At 63.1% G+C, this 22704-nt stretch carries 15 protein-coding genes; 10 read left to right on the top strand and 5 right to left on the bottom strand.

What is annotated here, in order from left to right:
* Window positions 1-4 precede the first annotated feature (4 nt).
* From nifJ to AC1ECK_RS01660, 4 genes are all read left to right on the top strand, one after another.
* On the top strand, window positions 5-3577 hold the full coding sequence (nifJ, locus tag AC1ECK_RS01675) for a pyruvate:ferredoxin (flavodoxin) oxidoreductase (protein ID WP_480315199.1): 3573 nt from the start codon (window positions 5-7) through the stop codon (window positions 3575-3577).
* Between the two features lie 111 nt (window positions 3578-3688).
* On the top strand, window positions 3689-6187 hold the full coding sequence (locus tag AC1ECK_RS01670; protein ID WP_480315198.1) for an EAL domain-containing protein: 2499 nt from the start codon (window positions 3689-3691) through the stop codon (window positions 6185-6187).
* 71 nt (window positions 6188-6258) lie between these two features.
* Window positions 6259-6768 carry a PAS domain-containing protein gene (locus AC1ECK_RS01665; protein WP_480315197.1) on the top strand — a complete coding sequence of 170 codons (510 nt, stop codon included), beginning with the start codon at window positions 6259-6261 and terminating at the stop codon, window positions 6766-6768.
* A 6-nt stretch (window positions 6769-6774) separates the two neighbouring features.
* The gene (locus AC1ECK_RS01660; RefSeq protein WP_480315196.1) at window positions 6775-7914 is read left to right on the top strand and encodes a methyl-accepting chemotaxis protein; all 1140 of its coding nucleotides are present in this window, start codon (window positions 6775-6777) and stop codon (window positions 7912-7914) included.
* A gap of 277 nt (window positions 7915-8191) precedes the next feature.
* Here AC1ECK_RS01660 and AC1ECK_RS01655 read toward each other — a convergent pair whose 3' ends face one another.
* A complete protein-coding gene (locus AC1ECK_RS01655; protein WP_480315195.1) occupies window positions 8192-8743 on the bottom strand; it encodes a recombinase family protein in 552 nt (183 codons plus the stop codon).
* Between the two features lie 363 nt (window positions 8744-9106).
* On the opposite strand from AC1ECK_RS01655, the gene AC1ECK_RS01650 reads away from it, so the two are divergent.
* Both AC1ECK_RS01650 and AC1ECK_RS01645 read left to right on the top strand, forming a co-directional pair.
* Window positions 9107-9898: an EAL domain-containing protein gene (locus tag AC1ECK_RS01650; RefSeq protein ID WP_480315194.1), complete on the top strand. Its 792-nt coding sequence runs from the start codon at window positions 9107-9109 to the stop codon at window positions 9896-9898.
* A 135-nt stretch (window positions 9899-10033) separates the two neighbouring features.
* Entirely contained in the window at window positions 10034-11443 is a 1410-nt protein-coding gene (locus tag AC1ECK_RS01645) for an EAL domain-containing protein (protein ID WP_480315193.1), read from the top strand.
* A 125-nt stretch (window positions 11444-11568) separates the two neighbouring features.
* Here the strand turns inward: AC1ECK_RS01645 and AC1ECK_RS01640 are convergent, their stop codons facing one another.
* From AC1ECK_RS01640 to AC1ECK_RS01630, 3 genes are all read right to left on the bottom strand, one after another.
* Window positions 11569-12411: an aldo/keto reductase gene (locus tag AC1ECK_RS01640; RefSeq protein ID WP_480315192.1), complete on the bottom strand. Its 843-nt coding sequence runs from the start codon at window positions 12409-12411 to the stop codon at window positions 11569-11571.
* A 7-nt stretch (window positions 12412-12418) separates the two neighbouring features.
* Complete coding sequence (locus AC1ECK_RS01635; protein WP_480315191.1) at window positions 12419-13807, bottom strand: aminotransferase; 1389 nt, start codon at window positions 13805-13807, stop codon at window positions 12419-12421.
* A 118-nt stretch (window positions 13808-13925) separates the two neighbouring features.
* Entirely contained in the window at window positions 13926-15257 is a 1332-nt protein-coding gene (locus AC1ECK_RS01630) for an NAD(P)/FAD-dependent oxidoreductase (protein WP_480315190.1), read from the bottom strand.
* Between the two features lie 241 nt (window positions 15258-15498).
* Here AC1ECK_RS01630 and AC1ECK_RS01625 point away from each other — a divergent pair, with 241 nt between their 5' ends.
* Complete coding sequence (locus AC1ECK_RS01625; RefSeq protein WP_480315189.1) at window positions 15499-16383, top strand: LysR substrate-binding domain-containing protein; 885 nt, start codon at window positions 15499-15501, stop codon at window positions 16381-16383.
* Window positions 16384-16465: 82 nt separating this feature from the next.
* Here the strand turns inward: AC1ECK_RS01625 and AC1ECK_RS01620 are convergent, their stop codons facing one another.
* Window positions 16466-17212: an IclR family transcriptional regulator gene (locus tag AC1ECK_RS01620; RefSeq protein WP_480315188.1), complete on the bottom strand. Its 747-nt coding sequence runs from the start codon at window positions 17210-17212 to the stop codon at window positions 16466-16468.
* A 147-nt stretch (window positions 17213-17359) separates the two neighbouring features.
* On the opposite strand from AC1ECK_RS01620, the gene AC1ECK_RS01615 reads away from it, so the two are divergent.
* From AC1ECK_RS01615 to AC1ECK_RS01605, 3 genes are all read left to right on the top strand, one after another.
* On the top strand, window positions 17360-18418 hold the full coding sequence (locus AC1ECK_RS01615; protein WP_480315187.1) for an extracellular solute-binding protein: 1059 nt from the start codon (window positions 17360-17362) through the stop codon (window positions 18416-18418).
* 105 nt (window positions 18419-18523) lie between these two features.
* Complete coding sequence (locus tag AC1ECK_RS01610) at window positions 18524-20563, top strand: hydantoinase/oxoprolinase family protein (RefSeq protein ID WP_480315186.1); 2040 nt, start codon at window positions 18524-18526, stop codon at window positions 20561-20563.
* Between the two features lie 30 nt (window positions 20564-20593).
* Window positions 20594-22603, top strand: coding sequence for a hydantoinase B/oxoprolinase family protein (locus AC1ECK_RS01605; RefSeq protein WP_480315185.1), 2010 nt, complete (start codon window positions 20594-20596; stop codon window positions 22601-22603).
* The last annotated feature ends 101 nt before the right edge of the window (window positions 22604-22704 follow it).

The following is a 22704-nucleotide window of genomic DNA, read 5'->3' as shown; positions in this document are numbered from 1 at the left end:
GACCATGGATGGCAACACGGCTGTGGCCCATGTCGCCTATCGCGTCAACGAAGTCTGCGCGATCTTCCCGATCACCCCGTCGTCGACGATGGCGGAACTGGCCGACGAATGGGCCGCGAGACGCATCCCCAACATCTGGGGCAACGTGCCGGTCGTGCAGGAAATGCAGAGCGAGGGCGGCGCAGCCGGCGCCGTTCATGGCGCGTTGCAGTCCGGCGCGCTCACCACGACGTTCACCGCATCGCAGGGCCTCTTGTTGATGTTGCCGAACATGTTCAAGATCGCCGGAGAATTGACGGCCACGGTCTTTCACGTCGCGGCGCGCTCGCTGGCAACCTCTGCGTTGTCGATTTTCGGCGACCACTCCGATGTCATGACGGCGCGCACCACGGGCTTCGCTCTGCTCGCTTCGGCGTCGGTTCAGGAAGCGCATGATGCAGCCCTGATCGCCCAGGCGGCGACGCTCGAGGCACGCATCCCGTTCCTGCATTTTTTCGACGGCTTTCGCACCTCGCACGAACTCAACACGCTGGACCTGCTGCCGGACGAGCAGATCCGCGCGATGATCGACGATTCGCTGGTACGCGCGCATCGCGAGCGCGCGCTCAGTCCCGAGCACCCGTTCGTTCGCGGCACGGCGCACAATCCGGATACGTATTTTCAGGCCCGCGAGGCCGCCAACCCCTACTACGCGAGGGTGCCGGAAATCGTCGACGCCGTGATGGCGCGTTTCGCGGCGCTGACTGGCCGCCGCTATCGGCTGTTCGAATACGAAGGGGCGCCGGACGCCGAGCGTGTCGTCATCGCGATGGGTTCGGGTGCAGAGACGGTTCGCGAGACCGTCAAGGCGCTATGCAAAACGGGCGAGAAAATTGGCGCGCTTCAGGTGCGGCTCTACAGGCCGTTCTCAGCCACGCATTTTCTCGCCTGCCTGCCGTCGTCCGTGCGTTCCATCGGCGTGATCGAACAGACGAAAGAGTCTGGCGCGCCGGGCGAGCCGCTCTATCTGGATGTGGTTTCCACGCTTGCGAACGCCTGGTCGAGCGAGAGACCCGGCACGATGCCGCGTGTGATCGGCGGGCGCTACGGCATCTCGTCAAAAGACTTTTCGCCGGCCATGGCCCGTGCGGTATTCGACGAATTGAGCCGGCTCAACCCCAAAAACAGCTTTACCGTCGGCATCGACGACGACCTGTCCCATACCAGCCTCGCTTACGACCCAGGCTTCTCGATCGAACCGGCGGGCGTCAAAACCGCGGTGTTCTACGGACTGGGAGCCGACGGTACCGTCGGCGCCAACAAGAACACCGTGAAAATCATCGCCGAAGACGCCGGGCTCTACGCGCAGGGCTACTTCGTCTACGACTCGCATAAATCCGGTGCGCAAACAGCGTCGCATCTACGCTTCGGGAGCGAGCCGATTCGCTCACCCTATCTGATCGGGTCGGCCTCATTCGTTGCCTGTCACCAGTTCGGCTTCCTCGAGCGGCAGGATATGCTGCGCCTCGCCGCCCCGGGGGCCGTATTCCTGCTGAACAGCCCGTACGGACCGGAACAGGTCTGGGACCAGCTTCCCCGCTCAGTGCAGCAGACGCTGATCGACAAGCGGCTGCGCTTCTTCGTGATCGATGCCACGGAGGTGGCGCGCAACGCCGGCCTCGGCAACCGCACGAACACGGTCCTGCAGACCTGCTTCTTTGCCATTTCAGGTGTACTGCCGCGCGAGCAGGCACTCCATCACATCAAGGAATCGATCAGCAAGACGTACGCGCGCAAGGGCAACGAAACGGTCGAGAAAAACGACGCCGCAGTCGACGTGGCGTTGAGCTGTCTGCACGAAGTGCCAGTCCCCCTCATGGCGAGCAGCCCTCGCGAGCCGACGCCGCTCGTGCCGGCCGGAGCACCGGCATTCGTTCAGCGCGTGACGGCCAAGATGTTCGCCGGTCTGGGCGACACGATCCCAGTCAGCGCGATGCCCGCCGACGGTACCTTTCCGTCGGGTACCGCCGCTTTCGAGAAGCGCAATATCTCGGATCTCGTCGCCCAGTGGGACCCGCAAACCTGCATTCAGTGCGGTCAATGCGCATTCGTCTGTCCCCACAGCGTGATCCGCTCGCGTTACTACACGGAAGACAGGCTGAGCGGCGCGCCGGCGTCGTTCAAGTCAGCGCCGGTCAACGCCCGTGGTTACCCGGAGGCGCGCTTTACGCTCGAGGTGTATCTGGAGGACTGTACCGGGTGCGGCCTGTGTGTCGAGGCATGCCCTGCGCACGACCCACAACGTGCCGATGTCAAGGCGATCAATCTGACTGAGAAAACGCCGATCCTTGACGCGGCACGTGCAGACATCGCTTTTTTTGAAACGCTACCCGTCAACGATCGCTCACGCGTCGACTTTGAAAACGTGCGCGGAGTCCAGTTCCTGCAGCCATTGTTCGAATTCCCCGGTGCCTGCGCGGGTTGCGGAGAAACCCCTTATCTCAAGCTGCTGTCGCAATTGTTCGGCGATCGTGCGCAGATCGCGAACGCAACGGGATGCTCGTCAATTTACGGCGGCAATCTGCCGGTGACCCCATGGACACTGAACCATGAAGGCCGGGGGCCGGCATGGTCGAACTCGCTGTTCGAAGACAATGCCGAATTCGGCCTCGGATTCCGGCTGGCCGCGGACAAGCACCTCGGCATGGCGCAAACCCTGTTGCGCACGCTAGCGCCGCAGGTCGGCGAGGCGCTGGTGCAGTCGATTCTCGACGCGCCGCAGACTGAAGAGTCGCAGATCCGCGCGCAGCGTCAACGCGTTGCCGAATTGAAGACCAAGCTGCGCCGCATCGAAACGGACGCGGCGCGCGATCTGCTGTCCCTGATCGATCACCTCGTGCACCGCAGCATCTGGATCGTGGGTGGTGACGGCTGGGCATACGATATCGATTACGGCGGCCTCGATCACGTGCTGGCAACAGGACGCAACGTCAATGTGCTGGTGCTCGATACCGAAGTCTATTCGAACACCGGTGGTCAGGCGTCCAAAGCCACGCCGCTTGGGGCCGTTGCCAAGTTCGCCGCGGCCGGCAAGCGGGTGGCGCGCAAGGATCTCGCGCTTCAGGCGATTGCGTACGGGAACATCTATGTGGCGCAGATTGCGATGGGCGCGAATCCACAACAGACGTTGCTGGCATTTCGTGAAGCTGAAGCGTACGACGGCCCATCGCTGATTCTCGCCTACAGTCACTGCATCGCCCACGGCATCGACATGCGTCACGGTATGAAACAGCAGGATCTGGCGGTAGCCAGTGGCTTCTGGCCACTGCTGCGCTTTAACCCGGCCCTGCGCGAAGTGGGCCTGAATCCCTTCTGCCTCGATTCACCGCGTCCGAGCATCCCGCTCAAAGACTATGCCTATAACGAAATTCGCTATAGCGGGCTCGCGCAGTCCGATCCTGATGAGGCACGCACTTTGCTCGACGCTGAGCAGCGCGCGATCCTCGCGAAATATCAGGAATATGAGTCGCTTTCTGAAATTGACGGTACGCAATTTCATCCACCTGTACAGACAGGCCGAGCGAACCGCCTGCCCTGAACGCTCACCCTGCACCGGCCTCGCCTTGATCCAGGTCAAGGTGGGCCCAACAGGTCGCCGATACAGTCAGCGCATCTCAAAAATCGACTGACAGGCAACTCAGATTCAACTATGTCCGATCACACGCTGGATGTCGAAATTGGACGACTGGTTTCGGGTCCCATGCTTGAATGCCCGCCAGACACGGCCGTGACGGACGCAGCCAGACTCATGGCGGAGCATCGCTGCAGCGCGATTGTCGTGATGGAGGGCGAACACGCCGTCGGTATCTGGACCGAGCGGGATGCGCTGGCCGCCGGTGACGATGCCGCTATCCTGTCGCAACCGATCAGCTCGCTGATGAGTCATCCTGTCCAGTCGCTGCCTGCGCATACTCGCCTGGGCGACGCGGCTGTGCATTTCAAGAGCCAGAGCATCCGTCATTGCCTCGTGGCCGACGAAACCGGCCGCTCAGTGGGGATTTTGACGCAGACCGACCTTGTGATGAGCCAGGGCGCGGAGTTCTTTCTGAGAGTCAAGTCGATCGAATCAGCGAATGCGTTGATGCCGGTTGTCGCGGATTCGAACGTGCCTATGCACGAGATAAGGCAGCTCATGCGCGAGCGGCATCTCAGTGCAATTGTGATCAGATACCCTATAGGAGAGTACGGCATTCTTACCGAGCGCGACATGGTCCGCCTTATCGCGGCCGGGACGCTCGAGGGCACCGCAGGCGCCTACGCCAGTTACCCGCTTCGCTCGCTTGCGCAGTCGCGCAGTCTTTTTTCGGCGCGTCAATATCTGATCGATCACGGGATTCGGCATATCGGCGTGCTGGACGACGCGGAGCGGCTAATCGGTCTGTTAAGCCTGTCAGATATTCTAAGCAGCATCGAGTACGAATACGTCCACGAACTGCAGATCGCGCTGCGTCAGCGCGACGAGGCGCTATTCAAATCCCGCTACAACCTGCGCCTTGCCGATCGGGTATTTGAATCCACGCTCGACGGCGTGATGGTCACCGACCTGCACGGCAATATCGAACGGGTCAACCCCGCCTTTACCCGTCTGACGGGTTTTTCGCAATCCGAAGTGATTGGCCGAAACGCCCGGGTGCTGAGCTCGGGCCGCCAGCCTCCCGAGTTCTATCAGAACCTCTGGGCAAGCCTGCGCGAGACAGGACACTGGAAAGGTGAAATATGGAATCGCCGCAAGAATGGCGAACTGTATCTCGAGTATCTTGCAATCTCCGGCATCTACGACCAGGACGACAGGTGCTCGCATTATGCCGCGATCTTCTCCGACATTACGCAACGCCGCGTCACCGAGGAGCGCCTGAGCTATCTCGCCACGCACGACGCACTCACTTCGTTGCCCAATCGCACCCTGTTCAGCGAGCGCATGAGTCAGGCGATTGCCCGCGCCCGACGTGCTGAAAAGAGGGTGGCGGTCATGTTCGTCGATCTCGATCGCTTCAAACTGATCAACGATACGTTGGGACACGGGATCGGCGATGAAACGCTCAAGGTCATTGCCGGGCGTCTCAAACAGACTGTGCGTGAAACCGATACCGTCGCGCGCCTGGGTGGAGACGAATTCACGATCCTGCTGGAGGACATCCGCGACATTCGCGATGTCGGCCAGATCGCCCAGGCGCTGTTGAACTCCATAGGCGGCGTGATCGAAATCGGCGGCCAGCCGGTATTCGTGACGCCGAGTATCGGCATCAGCATGTATCCGGACGACGGAACCGACGCGAGGCAACTGCTGATGCAGGCGGACCGGGCAATGTATGAAGCCAAGGACGCCGGCAAGAACTGTTTCCAGTTCTTTGCCGCACAGATGACCTCCTCCGCCATGGCGCGGATCGTGCTGGAGAGCGAACTGCACAACGCGCTGCTTAACGGCGAGTTCCAGTTGCACTACCAGCCCGAGTACGACGTGCAAACAGGCGCGGTCACGAACGTGGAAGCGCTGATTCGCTGGCAGCATCCGAGCCGCGGCCTGATCCGCGCCGACCAGTTCATCCCGGTTGTCGAGGAATCCGCGTTGATCGTGCCGATTGGCGCATGGGTTCTGCGCGAGGCTTGCCGTCAGGCGCGTGCATGGCTCGAAGAGGGGTTCGATTTTGGGCGGATCGCCGTCAACCTCTCGGGCAAGCAATGCCGCCAGGACGGCTTTCTGCAGGACCTGGCGAACATCCTGAGCGAGACCGGCCTGCCGGCCCACCGTCTTCAGTTTGAACTGGTGGAAAGCATGGCGATGACGGCCGGGCACGGCACGATCGAAACTCTCCTTCAGGAAATGGCAGGGCGCGGCATCAGTCTGGCAGTCGACGACTTCGGTACCGGCTATTCTTCCTTCCGGTATTTGCAGGCATTGCCGGTCGACACGCTGAAGGTCGATCGCTCCTTCCTCGCCGGCATAGGATCGGACGGAGCCGACGGCACGATCGTGCGGGCGATCGTGGCGATGGCGAAGTCACTCGGCATCATGGTTGTCGCCGAAGGCGTCGAGACCGCTTCTCAGTTGGCATTCCTACGCCAGATCGGCTGCGACCGGGCCCAAGGCTACCTGCTAGCAGCCCCGTCATCGGCCGAAGCGATGCCGCGCGTGGCGCTTGCCATCTGATCCGGCCAGCACAGACTGCCCCTCCCTACCCACTTACCCGCTTTGCGCCCCACTCGCGACACGATCCAGACATGCAAGCAAGCTCTCCAGTCACCGACGACGAATACGTATTGTCCGAGCAGGACGTCATCATCACCTGTACCGACGTTGCGGGCCACATCGTGTACGCCAACGATGCCTTCATCAGGAGCAGCAGCTACCGGCGCGAGGAGGTGACGGGCGAGCCGCAAAGCATCGCCCAGCATCCCGGCATGCCCGCCGAAGTCTTCCGGGACATGTGGGCCACCATTGGCGAGAACCAGCCTTGGGCCGGTGTGGTGAAAGAGCGCCGTAAGGACGGCGGCTACTACTGGGTGGTGGCGAACGTCACGCCGGTTTTCGAGTCCGGGCGGAAAGTGGGCTACATGTCCGTGCGCACGAAACCCTCGCAGGAACAGGTCGCGCAAGCCGAGCGCCTGTACGCCAAGCTGCGCGTCAGCGGACGCAACAGCCTGCGTCTCGCCGCCGGCGAACCGGTTCGCACGGGCATTCGCGGCCTGGCCGACTGGCTGCTGCGCCTGCCGGTCATTCTACGTCTGTAGCTCATCATGGCCGCCCTGATCGCCGTGTTGCTGCTGCAGGCACTCGGTACGCAGCGGATCTTGCTGCCGGGCCTCCCCGCACTCTGGCAGACGTGGCTTCTGGCGGGTCTGGGCACGAGCCTCGCCATGGCAAGCGGCATCTATCTCTCGCTGAAGATTCTCTCTCCGCTGCGAGCCCTCAATGCCAGTGCGATCGGCGTATTGTGCGGCCACGTCAAGCAGCGTTTTCCGGAACAGGGCGATGCGCAGACCCGAGCGCTGGGTCGCATGCTCAATCAGATGAATGCCAAGCTGGTAGGTATCCTGATCGACGCGAAGATTTCGATCGACGTGATTCGCGACGCGGCCAACGCGTTCGCCGACGGAAATGCCGAGCTTGCCAACCGCACCGACGAGCAGGCGAGCGCAATCGAGCAAACCACCGCAAGCCTGGCTGAAATCACCGAGACGGCGGAACAGAACGCACTGGGCGCGCAACGCGCCAACCTCACGGGCCGCGAAACCGCGGAATCCGCGGAAGCGGCGGCACAGGAAGTGCACCGGACCGTCGGGGTGATGGTTCAGGTGTGCGACCATTCGCGCAAGATCAGTGACATCACTTCGGTCATCGACGGTATCGCATTCCAGACGAATATCATCGCGCTCAACGCGTCAGTGGAAGCGGCGCGCGCCGGGCAGTACGGGCGCGGCTTTGCCGTCGTGGCAGCCGAAGTGCGCAGTCTCGCACAGAGGGCCGCTGATGCCGCGAAGGAAATCAAGACCTTGATCGAGACTTCGCTCGATACGGTAACGGTCGCCTCCCAGGCGTCGACCCGCGCCGGCGAGACCATGAACGCCGTCGAGCAGGCTGTGACACGGCTGACCCATACGGTGCACGACATCGCGCTTGCCAGCCAGGGGCAAAGCGCGCAGATCGCACAGATCAACGAGGCAGTCGGACAGGTCGCCGGATTGACGCAGCGAAACGCGATTCTGGTGCAAAGCTCCGCGGCCGCCTCGCTAGAACTGCAACAGCAGACGCAATTGCTCGAAACCGCGCTAAGCGTGTTTCAGATCGGCGACAGCCAGGCAGCCGACACGTCGCATCGCACCCGCTCCGCGACGTTGGATCGCAACAACCCGTTGCAACTTCAGAACGTGTCGTAGCCCTCGCTATTGCCTACGGTAGCGCGGGCGCGAGGAGCTGTCGCAGCAGCGGCCGGCCGGGCAAACGCCCCGGATCTGCCCGGCGCATTTTGCCTATGAGCGGTTGGCACGGACGGCAATCGGCCTGACGTGCTTCCGAGTCGCCATTTGCTGCCCGCACGATGTCGCTGAGTGCAGATCCTGGGTCCATCCACAGGGACGAATTGCAGTTCGCCCGGATAGCGACGAACCGCGTCGGTCATACGACTTAGCCGCTTGCCGTCATGACGTCATGACGTCAGGCGCCGGCGGCCTTCAGGCGCAGCATGGTTCGCGGATGAACATTGAACTGGTTTGCCACCTCGGCAGCCGACTGATAGCGCAGTAGTTCCAATGCCTGCACACGCTGCGTCGGCGAAAGCGCCCGCCGTCTGCCCAGCTTGCTGCCGCGGGCGCGGGCTGCCGCTATGCCCGCCCGGGTCCGCTCGCTGATCAGATTCCGTTCGAACTCCGCGAGCGCGGCCATCATGTGGAAGATGAGGACGCCCCCAGACGAACTCGTATTGATGGATTCGTTCAACGAAACGAACTCGATGCCTCGCCGCTCAAGGTGAGTAATCAGGTCGACCAGTTTGCTCAACGACCGCCCAAGTCTGTCCAGACGCCACACGATAAGCGTGTCGCCCTCCTTTGCTTCAGACAGTGCGGCATCCAGCCCGCGCCGGCAGAACTCCGTGCCTGATACCCCGTGATCAGTGAAGAACTTTTTGCAGCCGGCCTCACGCAATGCGTCGAGTTGCAGAGCCAGGCTTTGTTCGTGAGTGGAAACGCGTGCATAACCGATTTTCATGGTGTTTTTTTCCGGGAAAGGATGGTCCCTTGCCTAACTGATGGTGAATGAAACGGCCTGTTCTGTTGTTCTTCCAGCAACGCCGACACCATCCAGTTGACAAAAAAGGTCCTTTCTGTCTTCCGGCAAATTCAATGGCTCGGGGCTTGGCCTTCGGCCGCCCTGACAAGATTACCTATTCGTCTGACCATATTGGCAAAAATGACCCATTTTGTGCTGTGGAGTCTGGGGACGGACTGAAGGAATTGTAAAAAATTGTGCGAAATGCAACGGGCGACCGCGTGCTGTTGCCCGTATCCGGAGGCGGAATGTCAGCAATCGAAAGCTTGACCAGAAGTGCCGAACCACGGCGGGATGGCTGCGATGCTGGGTGATCTGGCCACCGACGGGCGCCATGATGCAGAAGCGCCGGAGTCCCCTGACGGCAAGATCGCCCAGGAGGTTTTCGTCGCCATTGAGGAAGATCGGCTGTTCTTCCGGCATGAGGTGATTTGCGCTATCGACGTCCCCGCAAACATCCTTTATCGCGAGACTCTGGTGCGGATGAAGGTCGATGACGAGGTCCTGCCACCAGGCCGTTTCATTCCGGCGCTGGAAAGACTTTCGCTGATGCGCCCGTTCGACTGCTTTGTCCTTCGCCGCACGCTCGATGCGCTCCGGGCGACGCCCGGCGCGCATCTTGGCTGCAACGTCTCGGCACAGAGTGCGCGAGACGATCACTGGTGGAAACCGCTCTTTCTCGAGCTGGCGGCCGAGCCCGATCTGGCGGCCCGGTTGGTCGTGGAAATCACGGAGTCGACTCCGGTCTCGCCGGTTGATGGACGCGCCTTTGTCCGGCGTCTGAAGGGTCTGGGCGTCCGGGTTGCCATCGACGACTTCGGCACTGGCTTTTCCGCCGACGCAGCGCGTATGTGCGAGCCCGACATCATCAAGGTAGACCGCTCATTTCTGCGGCGCATTCGGCAAGGCACCTCTACCACGGCCGAATTAAACCGCCTGGTCAGGATGGGACGCTGTATCGCGCCGCGCCTCGTCATCGAGGGTGTCGAAACGGCCGACGATGTCCAGATCGCTCGCGATGCCGGTGCGCACTGGATTCAAGGGTATTACCTCGACGCTCCCGATGCGCCGGCTGCAAAACCGGTCGATTCGTGACGCTGGCTTTCTCTCAGCTCCGGTACGCCCTCGGAACGGCCGGAGCTTTTGGCTGGTTCAACCCAGCCTTTTTTATTCGTGGAATGAGCGCCTCGTGGCACGTGAGACGTCATCTCGGCCCCTGGTTTGATGGATATGAAAACTGAAGCACAGTATTTCGTCGCAGGTCTTCTTTTCTGTTTATCTGCGGCCAGCCATGCCGATGACGAAGCCACCTTCTCCTATCTGATCCCTTCAGAGACGAGAATCGAGACGAGAATCGCGAATTCAGAACACGCTGAGTCTGTCGCCTTCCCCGGCCGTGGATGTGTCGAAGCGGGCGCGTTTCTGCTACCGGCGCCGTTCGGAGATGCCGGAATGCATGAGTTTGTTCACGCAAACGGTACACCGACGACTTGCGCGTTCCACACCCGGAACCTGAGCGTATCCGAAGTGAGTTTCCCGGGAGGCGGATTGTCCACCTCTTCGCCCGCAACAGATCCCTCTCCACCCGAAGCCAGCCGGGAAACCGAAAGTGTCGCCGCCGCGCCAAAGCCGGTGGCATCTTTGCCTGGAATGTCCATGCCTGAGAGGACGGAGCGGGCCGCCCCTGAAAGCCGTTCCCATCCGATAAGCAAGCGCGCCGAACATGCGAACCAAACAGGGGACTCGCCCCGCTACCGCTGGGCTTTGTTCGTATCCGTCCTGGTGCTGGCACTCGCTCTGCTGACGTTGCTCGGCGCGCTCGGCATGCTCCTTTACTGTCGATGGTTTAGCGAACGCGCGATCCTCGCTCGCGCAGTCAATCGTGGCTTGAGGCGTAAGGAGTTCCACCTCGAATATCAGCCTGTCTTCTATACCAGTACCCGCAAATGCATTGGGCTGGAAGTGGCGTTGCGCTGGAAAAACGTTGCGTACGGTCTCCGGGGGGAAGCGTGGTATATGGACAACCTGGTCGATCGCCGTTCAACCAGGAAGATCGTTGCTTTCACTCTTTCCACCGCCGAAAAAGAACTGAGCCGTCTCGCCGATGAACGCAAGCTGTATCTGATGGTTAACTTGTGGAAAACGTGCCTCGAAAACGAAGACTGCCTTTCCCTCATCGTCGCAACGGTGAAGTCTTTCACAACCAGTCGGCTGGTGTTCCAGGTCAAAGCCGAGGATCTGTCCCAGCAACTGGGCAGCGTCGCGCGCCTGCGCGAGGATAAGGTTCGCATTGCCGTGTCGGCGGTAAGGGCCGGGACGTCGATAACCGCGTCCGCGCTACCCGTCGATTTCGAGTTCATCAAGGTGGATCGGGATGTGATGGGACTGGACGAATCAGAGCGCCTGCGGACGCTCCACGCGATAGCTGCCGCAGGCCGCCAGCTTGACGTCGCGGTCATCGCGGATGGGGTGGAAGGAAGCGGCCAATACAAGGCCATCGAGCGTGCACGAATCGATCTGGCACAAGGCTTTTTCCTGGGCAAGGCGATCCCCGCAGGTCAGCTTCCTGCCTTTTTCGAGAAGCTCGACTGGTGGCAGGGAAAATACCTTGCGACCGCGAGAGCAGCCGAGCCGGCGTGAGATTGCAATTGCCCTGAATCCCGAACAACTGCGCGCGCTGGTGAGCGGGCGCGACCCACCCAGCCGCAGTCATTCGCTCGACGGCTCAACGCGGTACTTCCAGCGAAGCGCTTTCACTGCAGCATTCAAGCCGTATCCCATTCAGGCGCCCACGCGACCTGGCTTTTCCGCCCATCGGGCCTTGCCAGCGCGGCGATGCGACGCATCTCGCCGTCATCCAAGGCAAAGTCGAACACGTCGAGGTTCTCGCCTATCCGCTGCGGGTTCGCGGACTTGGGCACCGCGGCGACGCCCGGCTGCTGAACCAGCCAGCGCAACAGGATCTGCGACGGCGTCTTGCCGTGCCGTGCCGCGATCTGCGCGATCAACGGATCGTCGAGCAGCCGGCCGCTGCCGAGCGGCGTGTGCGCGACGAAAGTCAGCCCGTGTTTCGCGCAGGCTGCGAGCACCTTGTCCTGGTTCAGGTACGGGTGGTACTCGCACTGATTCACCGACAGCGGCACCGGCGACAGCGCGACCGCCCGTTCAAGCCATGCGACCGGAAAGTTGGATACGCCGAGGCGGCGCGCGAGGCCCTGCCGGTGCGCGTCCGCCATCGCACAGAGCGTCTCCTCCAGCGGGATGTCGGGATTCGGCCAGTGGATCAGCAGCAGATCGACATAGTCGAGCTTGAGCTCCGACAAGCTGCGCTCGACCGAGCGCCGGAACGCGGGTGCATGCAGCTCGGTCCACCAGACCTTGGTGGTCACGAACAGCGCGTCGCGCGCGATGCCGCTCTGGCGGATGCCCTCGCCCACCGCCGCTTCGTTCTGATAGCGAGCCGCCGTGTCGATGTGCCGGTAGCCCTTGTCGATCGCCGTGCGCACCGCGCGCACGCCTTCATCGTGTTGCGCTTGCCACGTCCCCAGCCCAATCGCGGGAACCTGCAGGGTCCGCGTGCTCGCCGTCACCGTGTGCGTGTCAGTCATGATGTCCTCAGTGTGTCCCGTTTGTGGCAGCGACGCGCGGCAACACAGCGTCGAATGCCGCCTGGAAGCGCCTGACGATCTCGTCCGCCTCGTGCCGCGTGGTAATCAGCGGCGGCGCGAAGCCGACGATGTCGGCGCCAAGCGCGCGCACCAGCAGGCCGTGGTCGCGCGCCGCCGCCACCACGCTCGCATTGATGCGGCGCTCCGCCGGGAACGGCGTGCGCGTCGCGGGATCCTGCATTAGCTGGATCGCCATCAGCATGCCGACGCCGCGGATGTCGCCCACCAGCGGATGATCGCCAAAGGCCGCGCGCAGGCGCTCGAGCAGGTAGCCGCCGACCTCGCCCGCGTTCTCGACCAGCCGCTCCCGCTCCATGATGTCGAGGTTCGCCAGCCCGGCGACCGCGCCGAGCGGATGGCCCGAATAGGTCCAGCCGTGACCCATCATGCCGTGCTCGCGCGACCCGCTCATCAGCACGTCCCAGAACGCTGCGCCGACCACCACCGCCGACAGCGGCGCATACGCGCTCGTCAGCCCCTTCGCGAACGTCACCAGATCGGGCTCGATGCCGAAGCGCTCGCAGCCGGTGCGCGCGCCCAGGCGGCCAAAGCCGCAGACGACCTCGTCGGCGATCAGCAGGATGTCATGGCGGCGCAGCACCGCCTGCACCGCCGGCCAGTAGCCGGCCGGCGGCGGCACGATCCCGCCGGTGCCGTTCATCGGCTCGGCGATGAACGCGGCGATCGTATCCGGGCCTTCGCGCTGGATCAGCGCCTCCAGCTCGGCGACGCAGTGCGCGGTGAACTCCGCTTCGCTCATGCCGGGTTCGGCATTGCGGTAGTAGTCGGGACACAGCGTGCGCAGCACGCGGTCGAACGGCGCATCGAAGTTCGCGTGATAGACGGGCAGCCCCGTCAGCGCGCCGGTGACGATGCCGGAGCCGTGATACGCGCGGTCGCGCGCGATGATCTTCTTCTTGTTCCTGCGGCCGAGGATGTTGTTGTAATACCAGACCAGCTTGATCTGCGTTTCATTCGCGTCGGAGCCGGACATGCCGTAGAACACCTTGACCATGCCGGGCGGCGCCCAGCGCTCGATCAGCCGTTGCGACAGCTCGATCACCGGCTCGTTACTGCTGCCGACATAGGTGTGATAGAACGACAGCCGGCGGCACTGCTCGGCCATGCGGTCCGCGATCTCGTCACGGCCGTACCCCACGTTCACGCAATACAGGCCCGAAAAGCCGTCGATGTACTCGCGTCCCTCGCTGTCGGTCAGATGAATGCCACGGCCTTCGCGGATGATCAGGCCTTTCAGCGCGCCGGTTGCGTGGTCGTACGCATGCGTGCCGGGATGGAAGAAGTGACGGCGATCCGCCTGTTCAAGCGAAGTCATGTGCAATCCTGTTCTGCGGTCGAACTGCCCGGGATCCGTGGCGCGGCAAGCGTCCGGACTGCGATGCCGGAGCGCTACGCGGCCTCGGCGCTCGGTGCGCCGCCCGCCGGTGAAACGATCAATAGATGATGTTGGGGGCCAGTGTCTCGCCCGTCATGAAGCGCCGGTGCGACAGGTGCTTCAGATCTTCGCACACGTTACCGGTGGCGATCGCATCGGCCAGCATACGCCCCGCGCCGAGCGAACTGCTGAAACCATGCCCGCTGAAGCCGGTGCACAGATAAACGTTCGCATGCTGCGTGCATTCCGATACCACAGGGATGCCGTCGGGCGTGTTGTCGATCGCGCCGCCCCACGCGATGTCCACCATCGACGGGTCGAACTCCGGGAAGATTTTATAGGCCTCGTCATAAGCGGAACGCACGAGCGACAGATCCGGCGCCGGATCGAGGATGCGGTTGCGCTCGAACGGCGAGCGCCCGAGATGCAGATAGCTGAACTCGTTCCACAACTGGCGGAAGAATTCGCCGCCGAAGCGAACCTTGATGCTGTTGCGGCGGCTCGCGTAGAGCCCCTTGAAACGCATGCCGTAGCGCAGGCTGTTCGGCACGACGTGCACGGTGCCGCGTCCACTTTTCGCGAGCGTATATCCGCCGTCGGCGCGCTCACGCAGTGCGAATTCCGGCGTCTTCAACGGTCCATTGAACGGCAGCCGGATTTCGCTGCGCGACTTCGACGCCGACGAGTAAACGTTCAGCGTAGGCAGCACGATTTTCCGCTTCAGACAGAACAGCGACGACCACGCGCCCGCCGCGATCACGACTGCATCGGCGCGCACCAGTCCGCGCTCGGTCTGGATGCCGGCGATGCGCCCTGCTTCGAAGTACAGATCGTTGACCGCGCAGTTCTGCAGGATCGGCACGCCCTGCGCCGCGGCGCTGCGCGCGAGCAGCGGAATCGCGCAGGACGGGTCCGCGTAGCCGTCGTTGAAGGTGCGCACGCCGCCGATCCACGGCGCCCCGCGACCCGAATACACGGCGTTGGCCTGCTCGCGCGTCAGCATCTCGGCGGCCACGCCGGAGCGCTGCGCAAACTCGAACCATGCCTGCCATCCCGCGAGTTCCGCCTCGCTTTGCGTGACAAACGTGATGCCGGTCTTGCGGAAGCCCACATCGGCGCCGATCTCTTCAGACAATGCCGTCCAGCGATCGACGCTCAGCTTCGCCATGCCGAGTTCGCGCAGATCCCGACCCAACGTACGGCACCAGCCCCAATTGCGGCTGCTCTGCTCCGCCGCCACGCGGCCTTTCTCGAACACCGCGACCCGCTTGCCCAAGCGGTTCAGTTCATAGGCGGTCGCCACGCCGGCCGCGCCGCCGCCGATGACGGCGACATCCAGATGGGTCGGCAGCGACACATCTGTGTCGATTTGCAATAACGGTTGTCTCACGGTTCAGCCAGGTCTCAGGAGTCGGTGCACAGGTGAAATCGGAGTTTAAGAAGCAAACCACCCGATGACAAATTCGCCAGTATTGGGAGGCCATGCGTTTTTGATATGCCGTCAAGGCGCGCCGGAATCTCGCTCGGCGCGCAGCGACGTTTGATCAGGTTCCGGCAGGTGCAGGGACGCCAATTTTCTCGACAAATGCGCATATAATCCTCGGCCATGCCAATTTGATATGCCCTCGCCGATGCTGAACTTTCGTGAAGTGCAGGCCTTTCGGGCGGTCATGCTGTCGGGCTCGATGACGCAGGCGGCCAAGGATCTGCACACGTCGCAATCCAATATCAGCCGTGTCATCGGCCAGCTCGAACGGCGCATCGGCGTCAAGCTGTTTGAGCGGCAGATCGGCAAGCTGCTGCCGACACTCGAAGGCCAGGTGTTCTTCCGCGACGTCGAACACACGTTCGCCAGCCTGCGAGGGCTCGAAGAGAAAGCCGAATCGATCCGCAAGCGCGGCAGCGGGCGCCTGCGCGTCGCAGCGGTGCCGTCGATGGCAATGGTCGCGGTACCCGACGCGATCCACGTCTTCGCGCAACAGTATCCCGATGTGGACGTCACACTGCAGGTCGCCGATTCGCTGACCGTATGCCAGTGGCTCGCAACCGGCTATGCGGACGTCGGCATCGCGTCGGAAATCTTCAATGCGACCAGCGTCGCCTCCGAAGTCGCGCGCAAGAGTCATGGTGTATGCATCACGCCGCTCGACCACCGTCTCGCCGCCCGCGGCGACGCGATCACGCCGAAAGACCTGATCGGCGAACGTTTCCTGTCGCTGAAATCAAGCGACGTGATGCGCAAGCGCATCGACGACGCCTGCCAGATCAATGGCGAAGAAAAGCGCATCCTCGCGTACGAATCGCACTTCGCCGCCGCGATCTGCCGGATGGTCGCGCGCGGCATGGGCGTCAGCGTGATGAACCAGCTCGTCGCGCGCGAGTACGCGGGGCAGATCGCGATCCTGCCGTTTTCGCCGCGCATCGAGTTCGCCACGTACGTCGTCTATCCGCTCAACACGCCGATGAACATGCTCGCGAAATCGTTCGCCGATGCGTTCCGCACCAGCAGCCGCTGAGCGGCCCACCGCCGGCCCATATCAGCCAGCGATCGCCCCATATCAAATGCGTATTTGACGCATCGAATTGTCCTTCGTAGCCTCATGACGTCTGTGCGCCGCCGCTGATGACATTCGCCGCGCTCGTGACCGCGCGGCCCCATTCTTCGATGCGGCCCGGATCGAACCGCGATTCGGGCATCGAGAAACAGACGCCCGCGACCGCAACACCGTTGGCATCGAACACCGGCGCGCCGATCGCGTAGATGGCGTGGCGATACTGTCCGAGGTTGATCGAATAGCCGCGTTCGCGAATCCGCGCCAGTTCTTCGCGGATCAGCACCGGATCGTTGATCGTTTTTTCGCCGTACCTTGGCAGCTCGCTGCCGAGGATCGTATCGACCTGCGCGTCGTTCATGAACGCGAGCACCGCGAGGCCGTTGGCGGTGGCGTGAAACGGCGACACGTTGCCGATCGAATAGGCGGTGCGCACGTACTGCTTGCACTCCACCTGCTCGATCAAAACCATCGCCGTCGTGCTGTCCGGAATCGACAGATGAACAGTCTCGTTGACAAGCGTACACAGGTCCTGCATCGGCTGGCGCGCGGCCCGCTGCAACGCACCGCCCTTCAGCGCATTCGGCCGCACGCCGACCACGCGGGCACCGATTTCCCAGCGCGTGACCTCACTGCCCGCCTGGCGCAGCCAGCCCGCTTCCTGGAACGTCATCAACACGCGCTGCACGCTCGATTTGGGCATTTTCAGAAGCTTCGACAGCTCGCTGACGCCGATGGGCTGGTGCTCCGACACCGTTTCGATGATCTCGATGCTTTTGAGGAGGCTGTTCAATTTTGATCCCTTGCGGTCAAAAAGCTCGCATGATAATTTGTACCGCATTGAAGCACGTTGTGCCGTATTGTGGCACAAGAAAGAAGACCGTGCAAACGCCTGTTTGTCATTACGCCTTGTTGTGATCGCTCATCAGGATGGAAAAGCATGCAGACCATCGCCTCAAAGACACGCCCCTGCCTGCCCAGGCTGTTTCGCGCCGGCGCCTTCGCGCTCGCCTGTCTGTCGCTTTCGCAGGTCGCCTTCAGCGCCGACCTGACCGTCACCGCATTCGGCGGCACGTGGGAGAAGGCTTACCGCAAGTGCTTCGTCGAACCGTTCGAGAAGAAAACCGGCAAGAGCGTCGACGTCACGCTCGGCAATCCGCTGCAATGGGTGAACCAGGTGGCGGCGAATCCGGCCAGGCCGCCGATCGACGTGATGGTGAGTACGCCTGAAGCGACGCACATCGCGGTCGAGCGCAAACTGCTCGATCCGATCTCGCCGAAAGACGTACCGAACATGGCGCAGCTCGATCCGCGTCTGGTGCAGTACGGCCACGGCTACGGTTTTCCGATCACGTATGGCGATTTCGGCCTGATGTACAGCACAAAGCGCGTGAAGAACCCGCCGAAGTCGTGGAAGGAGTTCGTCGATGGCGTGGTCGCCGGTAAATATCAGGCCGGCATTCCGGACATCAACTACGTCGCGACGCCCGCCGGTCTGATCACGCTGCTCAACCAGATCTACGGCGGCTCGCCAACCAACATCCAGCCCGCGCTCGATCAGGTCAAGCGCATGCGCGACAGCAAGAACGTCACGTTCTTCAGCGAGCCGAACGCGCCGCTCAACGCGATCCGCAACGGCGACATCGACATCGCGATGTACTACGACGGCCGCGCGTGGAACGAGCACGACACCAGCAATCCGGATATCGCGTGGATCAATCCCGCGCCGGGTTCCGTCGCGTTTCCGAACATGGCCGTGAAGGTGAAGAACGGCTCGCCGCTCGGTCTGCAGTTCCTCGACGAGCTGGCTTCGGCGCAGGGCCAGGCGTGCTTCGCCAACACGATGCAGTACACCGCGTCAAACACCACGGTGACGTACGACGCGAAGGTGAAGCCTCGCATCGCGACCGTCGACAAATCGATCTGGGTCAACTTCGACGACATCGGCAAGTACGTGCCGCAGTGGATCGAAGCCTGGAACAAGCAGATCGGGCAATGACGTCATCCGGCCGTCTGCCTCGATTGACAAGACCTGGCAGCGCGGAGGCAACACTGACGCAGCGCAGACCCAGGTGGTCTGCAAGGCTTACCTAAAGGGAAGGCAATGGGCTTGAGAATTGGAGTGGATATCGGCGGTTCGTTCACGGACTTCGCGGTGCTGGACGATGCAACGCGCACGACGCGAACGCTGAAGGTGTTTTCGCGGCCGGATTCGCCGGGCAGCGAAGTGATCGACGGCATGCAAGGCCTGCGCGAGCGCTTCGGCATCGATCCGCATGAGGTCGTGTATTTCACGCACGGGACGACGGTCGGCGTGAACTCGGTCGTGCAGCGCAAGGGCTTGCGCCTCGCGCTGATCACGACGCGCCATTTCGAGGACGTGCTCGACATCGCGCGCCTGAAGATCCCCGACATGTATCACCTGATGTCGCGGCGCCCGGAACCGCTCGTCACGCGTGACCGCGTGTTCGGCGTCGACGGCCGCATGCGTCCCGACGGCAGCGAGGAAACCCAAATTGATGAAGCAAGCGTGCTCGCCGCGCTCGCTGCGTTGCAGGCCGCGCAATGCGAAGGCGTGGTGATCTCGCTGCTGCATTCGTATCGCAATCCGGCGCACGAGCAGCAGGTGAAGGCGATCATCGAGAAAGCGGCGCCCGGATTTTTCGTCTCGTGCTCGCACGAGGTGTGGCCGATCATCCGCGAATACGAGCGCACCGTGACCGCGACGATCGGCGGCTACGTGCAGCCACGCGTGTCTCAATACCTGACGCGCCTGCAGGCCGCGCTGGCCGAAAGCGGCGTCGGCGCGGACCTGAAAGTGACGAAGTCGAACGGTGGCGTGATGAGCGCCGAGAACGGCAAGAGCAATTGCGTGCAGATGATCCTGTCCGGCACGGCCGCCGGCGTGATCGGCGCATCGTATCTGGCCGGCATGTGCAAGATCAAGGACTGCATGAGTCTCGACATCGGCGGCACCACCGCCGATGTCGCGCTGATCGTCGACGGCAAGCCGCAGTATGCGACCGGCGAATATATCGGCGACTTCCAGATTCACATTCCTTCGGTTTCCGTATCGTCGATCGGCGACGGCGGCGGCTCGATCGCGTGGGTCGATGACTTCGGCGTGCTGAAGGTCGGACCGGAAAGCGCCGGCTCGAACCCGGGCCCGGTCTGCTACGGACGCGGCGGCACACGTCCGACGATCACCGATGCGTTCGCCGTGATCGGCGTGCTCGGCCGCGCATCGCTCGGCTACAACGCGGTGCAGGTCGACGTCGACGCGAGCCGCCGCGCGATCGAACCGCTCGCCGCGCGCCTTGGCATCGACGTGCATCAGACGGCGGCCGCGATCATCGACGTCGCGGTCTCCGGCATGTATGGCGGCGTGAGCCGCATCGTGTCGCGCTTCGGCATCGATCCGCGCGCGTTCTCGCTGATGCCGTTCGGCGGCGCGGGTCCGATGCTCGGCGGTTTCTTCGCGCGTGCGCTGAACATGCGCCATCTGGTCGTGCCGACCACGCCGGGCGTGCTGAGCGCACTGGGCGGACTGATCGCCGATACCAAAAACGACTTCGTGCGCACCACCTATTACCCGCTCGACGCCGCCTCGCTCGACAAGCTCGCCGGCGATCTCGCCAAGCTCGAAGCGCAAGCGCGCGAATGGATCAGCCACGAAACGGGCTCGGATGCGGGCGCGGAAATCACGGTGTCGGCCGACATGCGCTATCGCGGCCAGTCGTTCGAAGTCGATACGCCGCTCGATCCGCAATCGATCCGTAGCGGCGACATCGCGACGATCGCCGCGGCGTTCCATCGCGAGCATCACCGTCTGTATGGCCATAGCGACGAGCGCTCGGCGCTGCAGGTCGTCGCGCTGCGCCTCGTGATCAGCCTGCCGACGCCGAAGCCGGAAATGCCGAAGATCGAAGTCGGCGCAGGCGCGCCGCGCGTCGAGGCGATGATCGACGTCTATCTGGACGGCGCATGGCGCACGGTGCCGCTGTACCGCCGCGCCGTGCTGCTCGCCGGCCATCGCTTCGACGGCCCCGCGGTCGTCACGCAGGACGACACGACCACCTGCGTGCTGCCGGGCTTCGAAGCCGTCGTCGACGAATACGGCAACCTGCTGCTGTCGGCCCAATAAGCGCGCAGTGAGATACGAAGGATATACAGCATGACATTCAACCGATCCGTTCTGCAGATCTTCGCGAACTACTGCGTCGCAGCCGCCGAGAGCATGGCTCACACGCTGATGCGCACCGCCCACTCGGCCTTCGTCAAGGAAACCGAGGATTTCTCGTGCACGATCATGACGCCCGAAGGGCTCACGTTCGCGTCGCCGAAAACGCTCGGCGCGACCTGGTATCCGGGCCTCGATTTTGGCTCCGTGATCGAGGCAATCGATCACTACGAACCGGGCGACATCGGCATGACCAACGATGCGTACAGCGGCTACGTCGCCACCCACACGCCCGACGTGATGATGTGGAAGCCCGTGTTCTTCAACGGCGAGATCGTCTGCTACGTCGGCGGCCATATCCATAACACCGACATGGGCGGCGCCGTGCCGGCCTCGCTGTCGCGCACGCTGACCGAGATCTATCAGGAAGGCATCCGCTGGGCGCCGACCAAGATCATGCGCGCCGGCGTGCTCGACGAAACGCTGCTCGACCATATGGCGATCAACGTGCGCGCGGCCGAGCAGAATCGCGGCGACCTCAAAGCGCAGATCGCGATGCTGATGACCGGCGAGCGGCGCGTGCTGGAAATCATCGAGCGCTTTGGCATCGACGATTTCAAGGCCGGCATGTACGCGATGATCGACTACTCGGAAGAGCAGGCGCGCAGGATCGTCGCCGGCATGCCGGACGGCGAATATTTCTTCGCCGAGTTCGCCGACGAGGATTCGGTCAACGGCAAGCCGCTGCGCGTCGCGCTGAACCTGAAGGTGGAAGGCGAATCGCTGCTGTTCGATTTCACCGGCAGCGATCCGCAACTGAACTCGTCGCTGAACATGCCGACCGGCGGCAAGGAGCGGCACGTGCTCGCGCTGGTAGGCCTGAACTACGTGCTGTATTCGCTGCACCCCGACCTGCTGCTGAACGCGGGCATGCTGAAGGTCGCGCGCTGCATCCTGCCCGAAGGCACGATCATGAACTGCGTGCCGCCGGCCGCGGTCGGCATGCGCAGTCTGACCTGCAAGGTCGCGCAGAACGTCACGTTCGGTGCATTCTCGATGGTCTGCCCGGACCGTCTGCCCGCCTGCCCGGCGGGCGGCATGTCGATTCTGAACGTGCGCACCGTCGATAGCGACGGCCGCACGGTAATCGCGGCGATCGGGCCGGTCGGCGGCGGCGCGGGCGGCATGATCAGCGACGACGGCTCAGATGCATCGGGCGCGAACGTGGCATTCCTGCGCAACACGCCGGTCGAAATCAACGAAGCCGAAGTGCCGATCCGCATTCTCAAGTACGGCATGGTGCCGGGCAGCGCGGGCGCGGGCCGCTATCGCGGCGGCCTCGGCACGATCATGGAATTCCGCGTGTTCTCACCGGGCACACTGGTGACGGCGCGCAACCGCGACCGCTCGCGCTTTGCCTCATGGGGCGTGCTCGGCGGCAAGGCGGGCGCGGTGTCGCGCTTCACGCGCAATCCGGGCACCGCGCAGGAAGAAAACCTCGGCGTCACCGATCTCGTCGTGTGCGGCCCCGGCGACGTGATCCGTCTCGAAGGCTGTGGTGGCGGCGGCTATGGCAACCCGTACGAACGCGATCCGCAGAGGGTCGCGACCGACGTGAAGCGCGGCTATCTGAGCGAGGCCGATGCGCTGGCGCTGTATGGCGTCGTGCTGCGCGCGGGCGATGTGGATACGGAGGCGACCACCGCGCGGCGCACCGAGCTCGCGGCCGACGCGCCGGGCACGCCGGCCGCGCACTTCGAATACGGTGCGGCCCGCACCGCCTACGAGGCGCGCTGGACGCGCGAGCGCTATGCGGTGCTCACGGGGATCCTCGCCGCCGCGCCGGTCGTCTGGCGGCACTTCCTGAAGCACAAGATCTTCGACGCGTTCGATGCATGGGAAGCCGAAGGCCGTCTGAAACCGGGCGGGCAAGCGATCAGCGACATCTTCCGCGAGGTCGCGAACCAGTATCCGCAGCTACTCGAAGCACAGCGCGCAGCGTAGCGTGATGCGCGGAACCGCAGCGCTCGTCATTCGACGGACGCCGCCGCGGCGCCGCGCGACAGGGATTGCAGGCGCGGGACCGGCCGCTCCGGTTCCGCTGG

This window comes from Paraburkholderia sp. SSBN10T, assembly GCF_056619545.1.
The sequence above is the reverse complement of the archived record's forward strand: the minus strand, read 5'-3'. Positions and strand labels throughout refer to the sequence as shown.

Bases quoted from the DNA above. Each gene is read 5' to 3' on its own strand.
- AC1ECK_RS01615 (WP_480315187.1), top strand. From the start codon at position 17,360: ATGCAGACCATCGCCTCAAAGACACGCCCCTGCCTGCCCAGGCTGTTT.
- AC1ECK_RS01655 (WP_480315195.1), bottom strand. From the start codon at position 8,743: ATGAAAATCGGTTATGCACGCGTTTCCACTCACGAACAAAGCCTGGCT.
- AC1ECK_RS01605 (WP_480315185.1), top strand. From the start codon at position 20,594: ATGACATTCAACCGATCCGTTCTGCAGATCTTCGCGAACTACTGCGTC.
- AC1ECK_RS01665 (WP_480315197.1), top strand. From the start codon at position 6,259: ATGCAAGCAAGCTCTCCAGTCACCGACGACGAATACGTATTGTCCGAG.
- AC1ECK_RS01650 (WP_480315194.1), top strand. From the start codon at position 9,107: ATGCTGGGTGATCTGGCCACCGACGGGCGCCATGATGCAGAAGCGCCG.
- AC1ECK_RS01625 (WP_480315189.1), top strand. From the start codon at position 15,499: ATGCTGAACTTTCGTGAAGTGCAGGCCTTTCGGGCGGTCATGCTGTCG.
- AC1ECK_RS01660 (WP_480315196.1), top strand. From the start codon at position 6,775: ATGGCCGCCCTGATCGCCGTGTTGCTGCTGCAGGCACTCGGTACGCAG.
- AC1ECK_RS01635 (WP_480315191.1), bottom strand. From the start codon at position 13,807: ATGACTTCGCTTGAACAGGCGGATCGCCGTCACTTCTTCCATCCCGGC.
- AC1ECK_RS01670 (WP_480315198.1), top strand. From the start codon at position 3,689: ATGTCCGATCACACGCTGGATGTCGAAATTGGACGACTGGTTTCGGGT.
- AC1ECK_RS01645 (WP_480315193.1), top strand. From the start codon at position 10,034: ATGAAAACTGAAGCACAGTATTTCGTCGCAGGTCTTCTTTTCTGTTTA.
- nifJ (WP_480315199.1), top strand. From the start codon at position 5: ATGGATGGCAACACGGCTGTGGCCCATGTCGCCTATCGCGTCAACGAA.
- AC1ECK_RS01610 (WP_480315186.1), top strand. From the start codon at position 18,524: ATGGGCTTGAGAATTGGAGTGGATATCGGCGGTTCGTTCACGGACTTC.
- AC1ECK_RS01640 (WP_480315192.1), bottom strand. From the start codon at position 12,411: ATGACTGACACGCACACGGTGACGGCGAGCACGCGGACCCTGCAGGTT.